Here is a 16,249-nt window from a genome sequence, read left to right on the forward strand (position 1 = left end):
GAGCCCAATTCATGAGCCTGTATGGTGTTATGCGCACCGGCGTTTCCGGCATGTCTGCGCAGTCCAACAAGCTGTCGACGGTCTCGGACAACATCGCCAACGTCAACACGACCGGCTACAAGCGGGCTTCCACGGAGTTCTCCTCGCTGATCCTGAAGAGCGGCTCCGGCAACTACGATTCCGGCGCCGTCGAAACCACGGTCCGCTACGCCATCACCGATCCCGGGCATACGCAGTTCACCACCTCGAGCACGGACCTCGCCGTTCAGGGCAATGGCTTCTTCGTGGTGTCGAACGCAAACAACACGCAGCAGTATCTGACGCGCGCTGGCGCCTTCGTGCCGGACAGTCAGGGCAATCTGGTCAACGCGGCCGGCTACTATCTTCTGGGACAGCCCGGTCTCGTGACCAACTTCTCGCAGAACAGCCTGTCCGGCATGCAGATCGTCAACATTGCCCAGATTCCGCAGGTGCCGGTGCCGTCGACGGCGGCGACGCTCACGACCGGCAATCTGGATCCGGATGCGGCCGTCATCGCCGGTCCGCCCGGCCCGGCGTCATACTCGTCGAAGAGCTCGATCGTGGCCTACGACAATATCGGCCAGGCCGTTACGCTGGACGTCTACATGTCCCACACGGCGACGGCTGCCGGCTCGGATACCTGGCAGATCGAGGTCTACGACTCCGCGACGGGCACCTCGCTCGGCGCCGCCACCACTTTCACCTTCGACACCACGGCAGCCGGCAGGGGCGCGCTGGCGGCGGCGAGCCCGACCGGTCTCACCGTGACCGTCCCCGGCGGTGCGCCGCTGACCATGGACCTCTCGAACATGACGCAGGTCGGAACCGACTTCAGCTTCAAGGCGACCGTCAATGGCAGCGTTCCCGCGGCCATCGAAAAGGTCGACGTCGACGGTGCGGGCCACGTGACGGCGATTCTCAAGAACGGTCAGCAACTGACGCTCTACACGATCATGCTCGCCGACGTCGCGAGCCCCGACAATCTGACGCCCGAGCCGGGCAACGTCTATTCCACCAACCTGAATTCCGGCAACGCCCAGGCTGGAAATGCCGGCACCGGCGGGCTCGGCACGATCCAGTCCGGCGCACTGGAAGCCTCCAACGTCGACCTCGCGGACGAACTCACCGGGATGATCGAGGCGCAGCGCGGCTTCACGGCGAACTCGAAATCGTTCCAGACCGGCGCGGACCTGCTGGACGTCGTCGTCAACCTGAAGCGCTGAATTCTCCAGCGCTCGCTTCGGTCAAGAGCACGCCATGTCGCTTACCGCCGCTCTCAACTCGGCTCGTTCCTCGCTCTCTGCGTCGAGCGTCCAGTCGTCGGTCATTTCGCGCAACATCGCCGGCGCGAGCGCCGACGGCTACTCGCGCAAGCTCGCCGTGCTGGACAATCTGCCCGGTGCCGGCGTCTATGTCGCGGCAATCCAGCGTGCCGCCAGCTCGGGCCTCTACGACAACGTCCTGATCGCCACCTCGTCGTCGGCCAAGCAGACTGCGATCTTTGATGGTCTCCAGAAGATCGCGGCTTCGACCGTGGACGATCCGGAGCTCGACCAGTCGCCGACGGCGCAGCTCAATGCGCTGAAGCAGGCGCTGCAGAAATACGCCAACGCTCCGGACAACACCACGCTGGCACAGGCGGCGGTGGCGTCCGCCAAGGACATGGCAACCGCGCTCAACCAGGCGACGAAGACCGTGCAGTCGGTCCGCGAGAGCGCCGATGCCGACATGAAGACGTCGGTTCAGAACATCAACCAGTTGCTCTCCCAGTTCGAGACCGTGAACACCGCGATCGTGAAGGGCACGATCTCCGGCGACGACATCACCGATTACCTCGACCAGCGCGACAGCATCGTCTCGCAGCTGTCGCAGGAGGTCGGCGTCACGATGTCGATCCGTCCCAACGGCGATGCGGCGCTCTACGCCGACAGCGGCGTCGTGCTGTTCGACAAGACGGCGCGGACGGTGAGCTTTGCGCCGACGAACGTCTACACCGCCGGCACCACGGGCAATGCGGTCTACATCGACGGCGTCCCCGTGACCGGGGCCAATTCGGTGATGCCGCTGAAGTCGGGCAAGCTCGCAGGCCTCGCTCAGCTGCGCGACCAGGACACCGTCACCTATCAGAGCCAGCTCGACGAAATCGCGCGCGGCCTGATCAACACTTTCAGGGAAATCGATCAGACCGCCGCGGCGCTGCCCGACGTCCCCGGGCTCTTCACCTATCCCGGGGCGCCGGCCATGCCCGCGAGCGCCACCGTCTCGGTGGGCCTCGCCGGCACGATCTCGGTTGCCGCATCGGTCGATCCGGCCCAGGGCGGCAATCCGAACCTGCTGCGCGACGGCGCGATCAGCGGCAACCCTGCCTACCAATACAACACCGCCGGTAACGGCGGCTACTCGACCCGGCTGCAGCAGCTCATCGACGGCATGGATGCGTCGCAGCCGTTCGATCCGGCAACGCAAGGCAAGCCGACCGGCAATTTGATCGACTTTGCGTCGTCGTCGACGAGCTGGATCGAGAACCAGCGCAAGACCGCCAACGACAACTCCGAGTACCAGAACACGCTGCTCAACCGCAGCATCACGGCGCTGTCGAACGTCAACGGCGTCAACATGGACGACGAGATGGCGTTGATGCTCCAGGTCGAGCGCACCTATTCGGCGTCGTCAAAGATCATCTCGACCGTCGATGAAATGCTGCAGAGCCTGCTGGCTGCCGTGGGGAATTAAGTCATGATGAGCGCAAACTACGTTTCCACCCTGATGTTGTCCTCGTCGTTGAGATATTCGATCACGAGTAACCAGGCGGCGCTGACCAGGGCCTCGACGGAGGCGACCACCGGCCGTTTCTACGACGTTGGGCTCGAGCTTGGTGCCACGACGGGAAGCGACCTCACGCTGCGGGCCGACTTCAGCTTCGCCGATCAGCTCGTCGACACGAACGGGCTCGTCGCGGGACGCCTGGACGTGACGCAGAACCGGATCACCCAGCTCAGCAAGACGGCGACTGACTTCCTCAAGGACCTGATCGCGGCTCGCAGTACCGACGGCGGCGGGCGGGTCATCCTGCCGCCTGCGGCGTCCAATCTCCAGGATCTGATCGGCGCCTTGAACGTCTCTTATAACGGCTCGTATCTGTTCTCGGGCATCAACACGCAGAACGAGCCCATCACGGCTTACGCCGCGGGCTCGGCCAGCAAGAACCAGGTCGATGCGGATTTCCTCGCGACCTTCGGCTTCTCGCAATCCTCGCCCAATGTGGGCACCATCACCCCGGCCCAGATGCAGACCTTCCTCGACACCACCTTCGATGCGGAGTTCGCGAGCCCGGCCTGGAACACCAACTGGTCGTCGGCCACCGACCAGACCATGCAAAGCCGCATCTCCACGACCGAGATCGCCGAAACGTCCGTCAGCGCCAACGAGGCCGGCTTCCGCAAGCTCGCCGAGGCCTACACCATGATGGCCGATCTCGGGAATGTGAACCTGAGTCAGGAGACGTTCCAGGTCGTCGTGGACAAGGCGATCGGGCTCGTCGGCAACGCCATCAACGACCTCGCAGCGCTCGGCGGCTCCGTCGGCACGGTCCAGCAGCGGATCACCACCGCGACGGCCAAGCTCAAGACGCAGCAGGACATCCTGAACAATCAGATCGTTGGCATGGAGAAGGTCGACCCGACCGAAGCCTCGGTCCGGGTCAATACCCTGCAGACCCAGATCCAGACCGCGTTGGCGCTTACCTCGCAGCTCCAGAAGATCAGTCTCATCAACTATCTCTGAGGCGGGGCTCGTAACCTTTGTCTAGTTGTTCGGTCTTCGAAGAGTGGTCCTGATGACGTTTGAAGCCTATGAAGCGGTCGTTGACGAAAGCGGCTATGAAGCGCGAAGCCGCGAGCGGCAGGCGCTCAGCCTCGGCATCGACCGGCTCGAGCGGATCCAGAAGGGGCGTTTCAGCCTCGAGGACCTGGTCGAGAGTCTGCTCTATGTGCGGCGGCTGTGGACGATCTTCATCGAGGATCTCGCTCACCCGGAAAACGGGCTGCCGGACAAGCTGCGCGCCGACATCATCTCGATCGGCTTGTGGGTCGTCAAGGAAGCCGACCGTCTCCGCGAGGAGAAGTCGAACGACGTGGCGCAACTCATCGAAATCAACCGCCTGATCAGAGACGCGCTCTAATGAAGATCTCCTTGCGGGCGGGCGAACGGATCTACGTCAACGGGGCAGTGCTTCGTGTGGACCGCAAGGTGTCCGTCGAGCTCGTCAACGACGTGATGTTTCTGCTCGAAGGGCAGGTCATGCAGGCTTCCGACGCCACCACGGCCCTGCGGCAGCTCTATTTCATCGTCCAGCTCATGCTGATGAACCCGACCGATGTCCGCGACGCTGCGGCGCTCTACGCGCAGCATCACGCAGCCCTGTGCGCCGTGTGTGAGAACCGCGAGATGCTGGATGGACTCGGCGCGGTCGACGAGCTGGTCGGGGCGACGCGTTACTTCGAGGCGCTCAAGCGGATTCGGGCGCTGTTTCCGGTGGAGCAGGCCATCCTGGCCGGAGCCGCCACCGTTTCCCCATTCGAGGCTGCCTGACAGCGGAGAGGCCAGATGAACGTCACCAGCGCGACCGACACGACCGGAAATGCGTCCAGTTCGAACAGCTCCAGCTCGACGACGTCGAGCAGCAGCGTGGATTACAACACGTTTCTTCAACTCCTGATCGCCCAGATGAAGAACCAGGATCCGACCAATCCGATGGATACCTCGGAATATATGAGCCAGTTCGCCCAGCTCTCGACGGTGGAGCAGGCGATGCAGACGAACTCGAAGCTGGACGCGCTGCTGTCATCGCAGTCGTTGTCGCAGGCTAACGGGCTGATCGGGAAGACGGTCAGCTTCACCGACTCGACCGGCGCGAGTTTCAGCGGCAAGGTGGTCTCGGTCTCCATCAACAGCGACGGCTCCATCGCGACGCTTCAGGACGGCACGAAGGTCGCCGTCGGGCCGGGGCTCACGATCAGCCAGTCATGAACGAGCGGGATGCCCTCGATATCGTCCAGGCCGCGATCTGGACCATCATCGTCGCCTCCGGACCCGCGGTCGGCGCCGCGATGCTGGTCGGCACCGTCATCGCGCTGATCCAGGCCCTGACCCAGATCCAGGAGGTGACGCTGACCTTCGTTCCGAAGATCATCGTCATTCTCGTCGTCGTTGCCGTCTCGGGCTCCTTCATCGGAGCGCATCTCTCGACGTTCACCGAGATGGTCTACTCGCATATCGAGCGTGGCTTCTGATCCAGCGGGGGCCGCGGCCACCACCCTCGCGTAAGCTTTGCGCGGCAGATTACGGGCGGACCCCTCTGCCGGTGACCCATGGCCGATACGTTAGCTGCTAGCCTGCCCAATCAGCGCCGCCTCGGGGCGGATGCCTTTTTCGCCGCCGGCATCGTGGCCATGCTCACGATCCTGTTCCTGCCGATCCCTCCGATCCTGATCGATCTCGGCCTCGCATTCTCGATCGCATTGTCGGCGCTGATCCTGATGGTCGCGCTATGGATCCAGCGGCCGCTCGACTTCTCGGCCTTCCCGACCGTGTTGCTGATCGCGACGATCCTGCGCCTGGCGCTGAACATCGCGACGACCCGCCTGATCCTCTCGCGCGGCGGCGAGGGCGAACATGCCGCGGGCCATGTCGTTGCCGGCTTCTCGAAATTCGTCATGGGCGGTGACTTCGTCATCGGCCTGATCATCTTCGCGATCCTGGTCACCGTGAACTTCGTCGTGATCACCAAGGGTGCGACCCGTATCGCCGAAGTCGGCGCCCGCTTCACTTTGGACGCCATTCCCGGCAAGCAGATGGCGATCGACGCGGACTTGTCCGCGGGCCTGATCGACGACAAGGAAGCCCAGCGCCGCCGGCGCGAGCTCGAAGAGGAGAGCGCGTTCTTCGGCGCCATGGACGGCGCCTCGAAGTTCGTCCGTGGCGACGCCATCGCCGGCCTCATCATTACCGCGATCAACATCTTCGGCGGCATCGTCATCGGCGTCACCCATCACGGATTGACGCTCTCCCGCGCCGCCGACGTCTACACCAAGCTTTCCGTCGGCGATGGTCTGGTGTCGCAGATGCCGGCGCTGATCGTGTCGCTGTCGGCGGGCCTCCTGGTCTCCAAGGGCGGCACCCGGGGCTCGGCCGAGCAGGCGGTGCTGCGGCAGCTCGGCGGCTATCCGCGCGCGGTGTCGGCTGCCGCGCTGATGATGTTCGTGCTTGCCCTGATGCCGGGGCTGCCCATGGCGCCGTTCGTGCTTCTTGGCGGTGTCATGGCTTTCGTCGGCTATTCGCTGCCGAAGCGGGAGGCCGCGCGGAGACAGAAGGAGGATGCCCGCAAGGCCGACGAGCGCGCCCAGACCGACGCCAAGGAATCAGTGAAGGAGCAGCTCAAGACCGCCGAGATCGAGCTGGCGCTCGGCGGCCACCTTTCGGTCCATCTCCTGGGCTCGCGCACCGAGCTTGCCCACCGCGTGGCCAAGATACGCAAGAAGTTCGCCAAGCAATACGGTTTCGTCATTCCCGAGATCAAGCTCACCGACAATCTGTCGATCGATCCCAAGAGCTACCAGATCCGGATCCACGACACGCGCATTGCCCATGGCGAGCTCAGGCTCGGCGAAGTTCTGGTGCTCGTCGACAAGGACGGCAAGCCCGACGTGCCGGGCGACGAGGTGATCGAGCCGGCCTTCGGCATGAAGGCGCTGTGGGTGACGGAAGCCTTCACCGATGAAGTCAAGCGGCAGGGCTGCAAGCCGGTCGACAATCTGTCGGTGCTGCTCACCCATTTGAGCGAAGTGATCAGGGCGAACCTCGCCCAGCTGCTGTCCTACAAGGACATGCGCGGGCTGCTCGACCGGCTCGATCCCGAATACAAGCGCCTGATCGAGGATCTCTGCCCCTCGCAGATCTCCTATTCGGGCCTGTTGGCGATCCTGAAGATCCTGCTGGCCGAGCGCGTATCGATTCGCAACCTCCATCTGATCCTCGAGGCAATCGCCGAGATCGCGCCACACGTGCGGCGCTCCGAGCAGGTCGCAGAGCACGTGCGGACGCGGCTGGCCCAACAGATCTGCGGCGATCTCTCCGACAATGGCGTGCTCAACGTGGTGCGTCTCGGCAACCGCTGGGACCTCGCCTTCCACCAGAGCCTGAAGCGCGACGCCAAGGGCGACGTCGTCGAGTTCGACGCCGATCCGCGCCTGATCGAGCAGTTCGCGACCGAAGCCAGCGCCGCGATCCGCAAGTTCACCGAGAACGGCACCAGCGTGGTGCTGGCTGTGACCCCTGAAGCCCGTCCCTATGTCCGGATGATCCTGGAGCGGGTGTTCCCGACCTTGCCGATCCTGTCGCATGTCGAAGTCGCGCGCAGCGCCGAGATCAGGGCGCTCGGAGCCATATCGTGATCAGCAGCCTTGCCGACAGCGTGCTGGTGACGTTCATCGTGTTCTGCCGCATCGGCGCCTGCCTGATGCTGGTGCCCGGCTATTCCAGCGTCAATGTTCCGCCCCAGGTGCGCCTGTTCGTGGCGCTGGTCACGACCTTTGCGCTGACGCCGATCCTGATCGCCGTGCTGAAGCCGCTCACGGACAATGCGGCGCCGCTGACGCTGGCGCTCCTGATCTGCTCCGAACTCGTGATCGGCAGTGTCATCGGCCTCGGCGGTCGCGTGTTCTTCCTCGCACTCCAGACCATGGCGACCATGATGGCGAGCGCGATCGGGCTGAGCAACATCCCGGGCACTCCGGTCGGCGACACCGATCCGGCGCCGGCCCTGGTGCCGCTGATCATGGCGGCCGTCACCACGCTGTTCTTCATGACCGACCAGCACTGGCAGGTGCTGCGTGGGCTGATGAACTCCTACGACGTCTGGCATCCCGGCAGCAGGCTTGGTGGCAGCATGGCGCTCGATCTGCTCGTCGGCCGTCTTTCGGAAGCGTTCGTGCTGACGCTGCGGATCACGAGCCCATTCATCGTCTATTCGGTAATCGTCAACCTGGCGGTTGGCCTGATCAACAAGCTGACGCCGGCAATTCCCGTCTACTTCATCTCCGTGCCCTTCGTGCTATTCGGCGGCTTCCTGCTGCTCTATCTCACCAGCGACGAACTGCTGACGCAGTTCATGCTCGGCCTCTCATCGTGGCTGGCGGAGTGACCAAGTCATGACGTCGCGCGCGGACAAGCTCGGACGGATGGTTTCGCTGGTGAAACTCCAGCTTCGGCTGTCCGAATGGCACCTCGCGCAACTGCGGCAGCAGGAGCGCAGCCTGCAGGACGAGCAGGAATGGCTGGTCGGAGCCCTGAACGACGGCAGGCCGCCGGCGGGATCGTCCAGCGAATCGATCGCGCGGCGCTTGAACAGGACGAGCGTCGGCGCACGCGCGGTGCAGGCACAGGCCGCACAGCAGCTTGACCAGATTCGGGCGGAAAGCCGCCGCGTGAAGCAGCTCGAGGAGGTCGCGAAGGCGGCGCTCGCCGACAAGCTCCGTGACGCGGAGAAACGCTCGCTCGAAGAGATGACGGGAATAAGCCCCGTCGTGCACGCGTGGATGCCGCGGCCAGCCAACCGGACCAAGACATGATCGTGACAGCAACCCCCGACCTCGTTCTCGATGTCCTCGATGCCGCCGATCCCGCGACGCAGCGCGCGGCCACAGCGAAGCTCGACGCGTTGAAATCCGCCGATGCCGACTTCGGCGCCACGATGAAAGCAGAGATCGGCAAGGCCGCAGCGGCCACTGCCGATCAATCCGCGGCGAAGGCGTCGGAAGCGCAGTCGGGCGCAGTCAACGGTCCGCCCGTGCAGGTGATCAAGGCGCCGGCATCCGGCGAAGTCTACCGGAAGTTCGAAGCCTTCATCCTCCAGACCTTCGTCGAGACGATGTTGCCGAAGGAGTCGGAGGAGGTCTTTGGCAAGGGCACTGCCGGCGGCGTCTGGAAGTCGATGCTTGCAGAGCAGCTTGGCAGCCAGCTGGCCAAGGGCAAGGGCATCGGCATCGCCAAGCAGCTCGCCGCCGCACATCCGGCCGGGCCGGACGCCGCGGGGAAGGTCGGATCAGATTTGCGAACGGGTGAAAGTTGAGGGGTGAATTTCCTATGCAGCTAGAAGAAGGCGCCGTGGCCATGGCGATGGACCAGCCGGTCGCGGACGGCGAGGTGATGACGACGGAAGCGGCGGCAAGCGATGTGCTGCTGCCCGTCCTGCTGCCGATCGGGGGTGGCGAAGCGATGATCGATGCCGCGGATGCGGTGAGATCGGACGAGGTGCGCGGCCTGCTGGCCGCAATCCGCCGGCTCGCCAGTATCGTCGAGGAAGAGACGGTCGCGCTCACGACGGGTCAGAAGATCGATTTCGACGACTTCAGCGCCCGGAAGAGCCGGAGCATGCTCGAATTCGTCCGCCTGATGCGGGCCCGAATGCACCTCGGCGGCGAAGTCGAGATCACCGAGGAGATTCAGCGGCTGCGCGAGAAGCTGGAGCGGAATCGCTCGATTCTCGAAATGCACTACGATGCGGTGCGCGAGGTCGCGAGCATCATCGTCAAGGCGGTCAAGGAAGCCGAGTCGGACGGCACCTATACCGGCCGCGCAGCGCAGGACGGAAAATGATCAGACTGGTGCTGGCCGGGCTGTGGGTATGCATCCTCACTGCGGGCACGAGCTATGCCGTCGCCTATTGGAAGGAAAACGGCAGCCTGCTGCCGGCGAAGGACGAATATCTCGACGGGCTGCAATATCAGAAGACGCGGGCCCTGAGCGTGCCCATGGTCGAGAACGGCAGCGTGCAGGGCTACATCGTCGCGCGCTTCGTCTACACCGTGGAGGGACGAACCATGCACCAGCTCAACGTTCCGCCGGAGCCGTTCGTCGTCGACGAGGCCTTTCGCCGGATCTATGCCGACGAGCGCCTCGACTTCAGGAAGCTCGCCCGTTACGACCTCTCCATCCTGACGACGGCCATCAAGCAGCGCGTCAACGAGCGGATGCAGGCTGAAGTCGTCCAGGACGTCCTGGTCGAGGACTTCAACTACGTGTCCAGGGAAGAATTCCGGCAGAAGCCGTAGCGCGCGACGCCTCGAAGCCGCGTTGAGAGCACTTCCGTGCGGCCATCCTTCGAGACGCCCGCCAGAGGCGGGCCCCTCAGGATGAGACTGAACGCGTGGCGGCTGCCTCAACGGGTACTGCCGCTGCTTAGCCTCATCCTGAGGAGACCGCGTAGCGGTCGTCTCGAAGGACGAGGCGTGCGCTCGAACGGCTGCTTGCCGCCTCTACCCCAAAAACTGCAACGGCCTCCGCGAAGGTGCTTCGCAGAGGCCGTTGTCTTTGCGCCCGCAGGCTTGCGCCGTGTCAGTTTCCGGCCGGGTATGCGGCCGGGGCGGCGTGCGCCCTGTTCAGGAGGATGCCGACCTCGTCGAGCTCCTGCACCGGCTCGTCGAGGGTCTCGCCGGCCGGGATGTTGAGGCGGTATCCGACGTAACGCCGGGCCACGATCGCGTCGAAGCCGAGGCGGTCGCGGAGCTTCTTGCGCAGCTTGCTGACGTGACTCTCGATCACGCTCTCGTCGAAGGTGGACTCGAAGATGCCGTAGATCGCGTTGAAGATCTGCGTCTTGGTGATCCACTTGCCGTGGTTGGCGACCATATATTCGAGAATGCGCAGTTCGCGGCGGGGCAGGGTGAGGGCGTGGCCCGCGATCTCGGGGTCACGGCCGTTGAAGAAGACCTGGATCCTGCTCTCGCAGGGCCTCGGCAGCTCGCCCACCCGGCGGCGCGCGATCGCGGCCGTTCGGGCAAGGATTTCGCGCAGGTGAATCGGGACGTGCACGACGTCGTCGACGCCCGATTCGAACAGCTCCAGCGTGTTCTTGAGCATCTTCTGGCCGCTCATGGCGATGATGGGAGCCGAGGAACGCTTGCGCATCGCCCGCGGCAGGCTTCCGCGGGCATCGCAATCCCCGAGGAGAAAGGCATCCACCGCCGCGAGATCCGATTCACTCGCAGATCGCAGCCAGTCCCAGAACTCCCCGGAGGAGAACCCGATGGACGACACGCCTTCGCGAACGAGCCCTCCGACGTAGCTGTTCGCGACGCTCTCGCGATCATCAACGATAATATACATCAGTCTTTCGCCCCTGTTTCGCACTTGTTGCGGCCGGTTGTTTGTTGTGATGCTCCGGCTCGGCAACGATGCTGTTTGACGACATTCCTTCCCGCGAACCGTTGTTATGGTGTCGATGTTCGCGGGCAGCCCTACGCATTCAGTGCCTGCGTTCGCAGGCCTGCTACTTCGACTCGATACTGAACGCTTACGACGTGAGGCTCGGCGGGTGTCCTACGGATCACCGCGCGGAGCGGATTGAGAAACGACCTAGAACAGTTGCGCCAAGTTGCTCATCGCGTCCGAACACCGCTGGACTGTGTCGATCTCCTCGCCAACTCGCGAGAATCACTTGAGTAGGACCGTAACAACTGCCGATTTCCGATCAAGCGTGCGTCGTAAAGCGATTGCTACACGTGCTTGATGCTGTTGATTCGTTTCGGGTTGTTTCTTGGTGTGTTCAATCGCATCAGTTGATTTGCATGTTTAACTACTTTTGCACCGTGGCGGTTGCAAGGTTCCGCATCCCCGTGGAATTACTGCCATTTTGAGTGCTGCTGCGGGTCGTGCAAGTTGCGGTGTTTTCAACCGCGGATTGACGCCGACGTCCGCCTTTCCATATGCGACAATTCGACTCACACGAGGCGAGATGACTCAAGCTTGGCGAAATCTCGGCGAGTGTGTGTCTTTCGAGTCGCACTATCGCCACGTGCGTGACCCGATTGCTCATGCGGTGTCGCATCGCGCGAGATGAAAAGTTCTTCGCTGCGTACGTTTCAGGCAAGCTTCGGCAACTAACGTCGCCATTCGACAGATCGAACCGAACGGAGCATTTTCACATGTTGTCCGATGGACAAGTTCGTCCAAACGCGACCGCGGATGCTTCCGCGGCGGCGAAGCCAGCTTCGGAGACGCGCGATCCGAACAATACGACGGGAGCGGGCAAGCCTGCTGGGGGCGCGAAGCGTGCATCGGCCGCGACGAGCGACGAAGTCCTCGCGAAAGAGGCACTCGAGGGGCTGAAGCGTATTCGTGCCAAGGCGCGCCTCGACAAGATGGCGATCCCGAAACCTGCGCCGGCCGTGATCAAGCCGGCCGTGATCGTGGCGAAGCCGCCGCCACCCCGTCCGACATGGGTCGCGCCGCTCGCAACTCTGGCAGTTGCTGCCATGCTGGTGGTCTGCGCCTGCACCGGCGTGATCGCCTATCTCACCACGCAGCCCGCTCAGAACAACGCTGCGGCCAATGCCGAGATCAGGAATCTGCGAGAGACCGTCGCGCAACTGCGCAAGCAGGTGTCGGGCGTGTCGGAAAATCTCGACGGGTTGCGCACGGCGGTCGATCAATCGAGCAAGGTGACGAATGATCGCTTCGGCAGGTTTGCCGAGAACCTGGACCGGATCGAGCGGGTGAGTTCGTCCTCGACCGCCAAGCTCGACAAGCTCGCTCAGGTGCAGGCCCAGGTTCAGCCCCAGGTCCAGACTCCGGCGCAGGCAATGGTGCAATCGCAGCCGGCGTCACAGCAAGGGCCGATGATGGCCTCGGTTGCAGCGCCCGAATTCACGGGCTCGGTGCCTGCGCCCGAGCGTATGTCGGCGCCGCGCAAGACGATCAAGGGCTGGTCGGTCCGACAGGCCTATGAAGGGATTGCGATCCTGCAAGGCCCGAACGGCGTCGTCGAGGCCGTGCTGGGGCAACAGGTGCCCGGCCTTGGCCGGATCGAGGAGATCAGGAATGAGAACGGGCGCCTCGTGGTGGAAGCCAGCGGCGGCGTCATCTATTCGTCACGCAAGCCAGCGCCTTGATCGAGCCGCCTTCTATTGACGGTGATGCTCGAAGCTGGTGCATAGCAGATCGACCTCCGCCTCCGCGATCGCTGCGCGAAACAGGCGGCAACTGAACTCGACGGTCGACTTGCCGTCCGTGGTGGTGCGATCTTCCCGCAGGAAGATGCATCGCTTGCAAACGTCGGTGTGGTGGCGCTGCTCGGCGGCATCCGACTGGTCCAGCACGTGCCGGAAGGTGTCGCGGAAACGGATCTTGACCTCGTCGTCGAGGACGGCAATCGCCTCGACGAGGACGTTGACGGGATCGCGCACCAGGAACTTCTTGCCCTGCTGCGTCACGCTCAACATCACCGACCGCTTGTCCGTGGCCGAGCGCTTTCTTTCGAGGTAGCCGAGCCGCTCGAGCTCTCCGATGATGAACGAGGCGGTGCCGCGCGTGGTGCCGACGTAGCTCGCCAGCGCCGACGGTGTTCGCGAGAACCGGTTGGCCCGGGAGAGGAAGCGCAGCGCCATCCATTCGCGGTCGCGCAAGCCGTGCTTGGTGCCTTCGAACCAAAGAATTCGCGCAGCCTGCTCCAACAGTTCAATCGATTCGCGAGCCAAATTCATTTCAGTTCCAGATAGAAACAACGTGCAGTCAATTGACCTTGGACAGCGCAATCGGCGTGGACGAGATGAAGCCCTCGGGCGCTCCTTCGTCCGTTGCCGGACGGCTGATCGCGCGTGGGGAGAAGCCTGCCCGTTTCCGGAGAAGGAGCTTTCCGGCCGTGGAACTAGGGCGTCACAAAGAAAGTTCGAGTAAATCGCGCGGCGCAGATTTTCCGAAAATTTCAATCAAATGACGATGGCCTGCAGGCGAATTGGCGGGGATGTGCGATGTGCGAGCAACATCATGTGTCATTGTCGCCACTGCAGCTGCCATTTGTTGCGCCTGGGCGCTCCGCGTACGCCAGCAAGAGCATTCGCTGCAACGGCTGGTGGCTTGGCCGGCCGGGAGAGAACCGCTTTCTTCGGTTAATGGATGTTGCGATGCAATGCAGCTAGACCGTTAAATCCTGCACACGCGATACCGGGAATGCCGGCCTGACATTGGGAGTCCGGCTCCGTTCAACGTCAACATCCCGCCTTGGCAGCCGCGATCGCGGGCATCCTGGCATTCGGCGACTTCATGCAGCAGCGGCTTGCGCGATTGCGGGCCTGACGGCTTGGCGCGAAAGCGAGCGGGCTCGCAGGCTGGTGACTTGCGTTTGGCCGGCAACTATTGGCGAATGCGCCGCCCCCGAGGGTAGCAATGAGCAGGAAGGAATAGAGCGATGAGCTTCGAAACCACCATGACATCCGACGTCGTCGGGCTGACCAAAAGCGCCCCGGTCTCACGCCGCGGATTCATGAGCGCCACCGCGGCCGTGGCGGCAGGCTATACGCTTGCGGCAGGTCCGGTCCGCGCCGAGGCGATCACGACCGACACCAGCGGCCTCCAGGCCGGCGATGCCAGGATCAAGGTCGGTTCCGAGGAGATGCCCGCCTATTTCGCCCGGCCGGCCGGCAACCCAAAGGCGCCGGTGATCATCGTGGCGATGGAGATCTTCGGCCTGCATGAATACGTCAAGGACGTGACGCGGCGCCTCGCCAAGCTCGGCGCGTTCGCGGTCGCACCCGACTATTACTTCCGCAAGGGCACTGATCTCACCAAGGTCGCGGACATCAAGGATCTGCTCCCGATCGTCAATGCGAAGCCGGACGCCGAGCTGTTGTCCGATCTCGACGCGACGGCGGCATGGGCGGGATCGCAAGGCGGCGACACGACGAGGCTCGGCATCATCGGCTTCTGCCGGGGCGGCCGCACGGTCTGGGAATATGCCGCCCACAGCGGCACGCTCAAGGCGGGTGTGGCCTTCTATGGCACGTTGGTCGATCCTGCCAATCCGGTGTGGCCGAAGAGCCCGATGCAGCTTGCGCCCGAGATGAAGGCGCCGGTGCTCGGTCTCTATGGCGGCGCCGATTCGGGTATTCCCGTCGCCCAGGTCGAACAGATGAAGGCGGCGCTCGAGCAGAGCAAGAAGCCAGCCGACTTCAAGATCTACCCCGAAGCGCCGCACGGCTTCCATGCCGACTATCGCGGCAGCTATCGCAAGGAGGCCGCGGAAGATGCCTGGAAGCAGGCGCAGGCCTGGTTCAAGAAATATGGCGTCTTGAGCTGATGCATGGTTTCGAAGGGCGGCCCGATCGGCCGCCCTTTTGAGATCAGGTTTAATAGCTGCAGCGGGAGAGGTGAACGAGCCGCGGCAATCGATTCAACCTAAGCCCATTCCGCTTTAGACATCGCGCGAGCCAAGACATAACGGGTGCGCCACCTATCGTCCTTCGCCTGTCCGCCACAGCGCATCCAGGCCGTGCCGGTAGGTCGGGTAGGCCAGCGTGACGCCGAGCTCGCGCTTCAAATTCGCGTTGGAGACACGGGCGCTGCCGGCATAGAAGCTGCGGGCCATCGCCGACATTTCGGCGGTGGCGAACGCCTCTTCGGGCGGCGGCGCAACGCCCATCAGCTGCGCCGCATAGGAGATCACGTCCTGCGGCGGTGCGGGCTCGTCGTCGCAGACGTTCCAAATGCCGCCGCCGTGGCGATGAATCGCGGCCATGATCGCACGCGCGATGTCGTCGACGTGGATGCGGTTGAAGACCTGTCCCGGCTTGATGATGCGCCGAGCGTTTCCCGCGCGCAGCGTCGCCAGCGCGTTGCGGCCAGGGCCGTAGATGCCGGCAAGCCGCAGGACCGCGGCATCGCCGTGTGTCACCTCTGTCCAGGCCTGCTCCGCAGCAACGCGCATGCGCGTTCTCTCGAGCGTCGCCTGCGGCGGCGTGCTCTCGTCGACCCATCCGCCGGCGTGATCGCCATAGACGCCGATGGTGGAGAGATAGACGACCTTGCGCCGACCGTCCGCCAGCAGGTCGCCGAACGCCGCGATGGCGGGATCGCCGGTGGTGCCGGGCGGGATCGACACCACTAGCACGTCGGCCTCGCGAACCTGTTGAGCCGTGTCGCTTGACGGGGCGCCGCCGGAAAAGGCATGCACCTCGAGGCCGGAGAGATCGTTCCGCTGCGCGGGGTCGCGCACGGTGCCGGCGATATGCGAGAAGCTGTCGCCGTGTTTGCGGACGAAGTGCCGGGCACTGTAGCCGAGGCCAAGGATGAAGAGCCGCATGCGTCTCCTGTGCAGGTCGGAGTTCCCGTTCGCGCCGTCGTGCGCCTCTCGCTCATAAGAGATTTTTGGGTCCGGCAAAAGATATTGCGATTTGTC

At 63.8% G+C, this 16,249-nt stretch carries 19 protein-coding genes; 15 read left to right on the forward strand and 4 right to left on the reverse strand.

The window, feature by feature from the left end:
- Positions 1 to 11: 11 nt before the first annotated feature.
- The 13 genes from AX729_RS04680 to AX729_RS04740 all read left to right on the forward strand — a co-directional run bounded on the left by AX729_RS04680 (position 12) and on the right by AX729_RS04740 (position 10,130).
- Entirely contained in the window at positions 12 to 1,244 is a 1,233-nt protein-coding gene (locus tag AX729_RS04680) for a flagellar hook protein FlgE (protein WP_061020740.1), read from the forward strand.
- Between the two features lie 34 nt (positions 1,245 to 1,278).
- A complete protein-coding gene (gene flgK / locus AX729_RS04685) occupies positions 1,279 to 2,754 on the forward strand; it encodes a flagellar hook-associated protein FlgK (RefSeq protein WP_061020741.1) in 1,476 nt (491 codons plus the stop codon).
- A gap of 3 nt (positions 2,755 to 2,757) precedes the next feature.
- Positions 2,758 to 3,804, forward strand: a complete 1,047-nt coding sequence (locus AX729_RS04690) for a flagellar hook-associated family protein (protein WP_061020742.1) — start codon at positions 2,758 to 2,760, stop codon at positions 3,802 to 3,804.
- Between the two features lie 52 nt (positions 3,805 to 3,856).
- On the forward strand, positions 3,857 to 4,201 hold the full coding sequence (gene flaF, locus AX729_RS04695; RefSeq protein ID WP_061020743.1) for a flagellar biosynthesis regulator FlaF: 345 nt from the start codon (positions 3,857 to 3,859) through the stop codon (positions 4,199 to 4,201).
- Positions 4,201 to 4,611, forward strand: coding sequence for a flagellar biosynthesis repressor FlbT (gene flbT / locus AX729_RS04700; RefSeq protein ID WP_061020744.1), 411 nt, complete (start codon positions 4,201 to 4,203; stop codon positions 4,609 to 4,611). Before flaF ends, flbT begins: the two co-directional genes overlap by 1 nt.
- A 15-nt stretch (positions 4,612 to 4,626) precedes the next feature.
- A complete protein-coding gene (flgD, locus tag AX729_RS04705) occupies positions 4,627 to 5,049 on the forward strand; it encodes a flagellar hook assembly protein FlgD (protein ID WP_061020745.1) in 423 nt (140 codons plus the stop codon).
- A complete protein-coding gene (fliQ, locus tag AX729_RS04710; protein ID WP_061020746.1) occupies positions 5,046 to 5,312 on the forward strand; it encodes a flagellar biosynthesis protein FliQ in 267 nt (88 codons plus the stop codon). Before flgD ends, fliQ begins: the two co-directional genes overlap by 4 nt.
- 78 nt (positions 5,313 to 5,390) lie before the next feature.
- Positions 5,391 to 7,472: a flagellar biosynthesis protein FlhA gene (flhA, locus tag AX729_RS04715; RefSeq protein WP_061020747.1), complete on the forward strand. Its 2,082-nt coding sequence runs from the start codon at positions 5,391 to 5,393 to the stop codon at positions 7,470 to 7,472.
- Entirely contained in the window at positions 7,469 to 8,221 is a 753-nt protein-coding gene (gene fliR / locus AX729_RS04720; RefSeq protein WP_061020748.1) for a flagellar biosynthesis protein FliR, read from the forward strand. The genes flhA and fliR overlap by 4 nt, the downstream gene beginning before the upstream one ends.
- A 7-nt stretch (positions 8,222 to 8,228) precedes the next feature.
- Positions 8,229 to 8,648: a hypothetical protein gene (locus AX729_RS04725; protein ID WP_061020749.1), complete on the forward strand. Its 420-nt coding sequence runs from the start codon at positions 8,229 to 8,231 to the stop codon at positions 8,646 to 8,648.
- On the forward strand, positions 8,645 to 9,148 hold the full coding sequence (locus AX729_RS04730; RefSeq protein WP_061020750.1) for a rod-binding protein: 504 nt from the start codon (positions 8,645 to 8,647) through the stop codon (positions 9,146 to 9,148). The genes AX729_RS04725 and AX729_RS04730 overlap by 4 nt, the downstream gene beginning before the upstream one ends.
- A gap of 14 nt (positions 9,149 to 9,162) precedes the next feature.
- Complete coding sequence (locus tag AX729_RS04735) at positions 9,163 to 9,675, forward strand: flagellar biosynthesis protein FlgN (RefSeq protein ID WP_156456716.1); 513 nt, start codon at positions 9,163 to 9,165, stop codon at positions 9,673 to 9,675.
- Entirely contained in the window at positions 9,672 to 10,130 is a 459-nt protein-coding gene (locus AX729_RS04740) for a hypothetical protein (protein WP_061020751.1), read from the forward strand. The genes AX729_RS04735 and AX729_RS04740 overlap by 4 nt, the downstream gene beginning before the upstream one ends.
- A gap of 283 nt (positions 10,131 to 10,413) precedes the next feature.
- Here AX729_RS04740 and AX729_RS04745 read toward each other — a convergent pair whose 3' ends face one another.
- The gene (locus AX729_RS04745; RefSeq protein WP_061020752.1) at positions 10,414 to 11,184 is read right to left on the reverse strand and encodes a response regulator transcription factor; all 771 of its coding nucleotides are present in this window, start codon (positions 11,182 to 11,184) and stop codon (positions 10,414 to 10,416) included.
- An 818-nt stretch (positions 11,185 to 12,002) separates the two neighbouring features.
- Between AX729_RS04745 and AX729_RS04750 the strand changes: the two genes are divergently transcribed.
- The gene (locus AX729_RS04750; RefSeq protein WP_061020753.1) at positions 12,003 to 12,968 is read left to right on the forward strand and encodes a hypothetical protein; all 966 of its coding nucleotides are present in this window, start codon (positions 12,003 to 12,005) and stop codon (positions 12,966 to 12,968) included.
- Positions 12,969 to 12,980: 12 nt separating this feature from the next.
- Here the strand turns inward: AX729_RS04750 and AX729_RS04755 are convergent, their stop codons facing one another.
- Together AX729_RS04755 and AX729_RS39400 are read right to left on the reverse strand one after the other, a co-directional pair.
- Positions 12,981 to 13,559, reverse strand: coding sequence for a MarR family winged helix-turn-helix transcriptional regulator (locus tag AX729_RS04755; protein WP_061020754.1), 579 nt, complete (start codon positions 13,557 to 13,559; stop codon positions 12,981 to 12,983).
- Positions 13,560 to 13,731: 172 nt separating this feature from the next.
- Entirely contained in the window at positions 13,732 to 13,872 is a 141-nt protein-coding gene (locus AX729_RS39400; protein ID WP_156456718.1) for a hypothetical protein, read from the reverse strand.
- 391 nt (positions 13,873 to 14,263) lie between these two features.
- On the opposite strand from AX729_RS39400, the gene AX729_RS04760 reads away from it, so the two are divergent.
- On the forward strand, positions 14,264 to 15,151 hold the full coding sequence (locus AX729_RS04760; RefSeq protein ID WP_061020755.1) for a dienelactone hydrolase family protein: 888 nt from the start codon (positions 14,264 to 14,266) through the stop codon (positions 15,149 to 15,151).
- Between the two features lie 153 nt (positions 15,152 to 15,304).
- On the opposite strand, the gene AX729_RS04765 is transcribed toward AX729_RS04760, so the two are convergent.
- On the reverse strand, positions 15,305 to 16,153 hold the full coding sequence (locus AX729_RS04765) for an SDR family oxidoreductase (protein ID WP_061020756.1): 849 nt from the start codon (positions 16,151 to 16,153) through the stop codon (positions 15,305 to 15,307).
- Positions 16,154 to 16,249: the final 96 nt, after the last annotated feature.

The sequence above is a fragment of the Bradyrhizobium sp. CCH5-F6 genome (assembly GCF_001556045.1).
Taxonomy (GTDB): Bacteria; Pseudomonadota; Alphaproteobacteria; order Rhizobiales; family Xanthobacteraceae; genus Bradyrhizobium.